Annotated in this window: 1 pseudogene; it reads left to right on the forward strand. The window is 66.1% G+C overall.

The window, feature by feature from the left end:
- Window positions 1-1,006: pseudogene (locus LCU97_RS26480) on the forward strand (type IV secretion protein Rhs); the annotation flags it as partial.

The following is a 1,006-nucleotide window of genomic DNA, read 5'->3' on the forward strand; positions in this document are numbered from 1 at the left end:
GTCTGACCGCCCTCAGCGACCGCCACGACAACCGCCTCAGCATTCAGCGCAACATCTACGGCGACATCAGCCGCCTGGACAACGGTGCCGGCCGCTGCCTGCGCCTGCGTTACGAACATCGTCATCTCATTGCCATCGATTATCAGAGTTTCCGCCCGGCCCTGACCCTGGACGAGGCCTGGCGTACCGAACAGACGCTGGTGTCCTACCGCTACGACGCCCGTTGGCGGCTGATCGAAGCGACCAATGCTGCCGGCGAAAGCGAGCGCTACGACTACGACGACGCCCACGTCATCCTCCAGCGGCAACTGGCCGGCGGCGCGAGTTTCTTCTGGGAGTGGCAAGGGACCGGGCGATTGGCCCGCTGCATCCGCCACTGGGCCTCGTTCGCGCAGATGGACAGCCGTTACAGCTGGGGTGAGGACGGCAGCGTCACGGTGCGGCACCTCGACGGCAGCGAAGAGGTCTACGTGCACGACGACCGGGCGCGGCTGGTGCGCAAGGTCGAGCCCGACGGTGGCGAACACCTCAAGGCCTACGACGAACAGGGCCGGTTGGTCGCCGAACAGGACCCGCTGGGGGCCGTTACCGAATACCGCTACGACGAAGCCGGGCGGCTGGTGGCGCTGATTCCACCTGAAGACACGCCGACGTCCTACGAATACCGCAACGGTTTCCTGCACGCGCGTTCGCGTGGCAACGCCGTCTGGACCTACCGGCGCAACGACCGCGGCGACGTGATCGAGCTCATCGACCCAGATCAGCAAAGCACCGCGTACGCCTACGACGACCACGGGCAACTGCGCTCGATCCGCTACCCGGACCACAGCGAACACCGCTTCACCCGCAGTCGCCTGGGCCAGCTGACGGAAGAAACCCTGCCGGACGGCAGCCAACGGCTGTTTGCCTACGACGCCCTCGGGCGGTTGCTGACTCGCCAGGACGAGCACGGCGGGGTGACCCATTACCAATGGGATGCCGTCGGTCGCTTGCTCCAGACCACCTT

Source organism: Pseudomonas uvaldensis, assembly GCF_021271205.1.
GTDB classification, from domain to species: Bacteria; Pseudomonadota; Gammaproteobacteria; order Pseudomonadales; family Pseudomonadaceae; genus Aquipseudomonas; species Aquipseudomonas uvaldensis.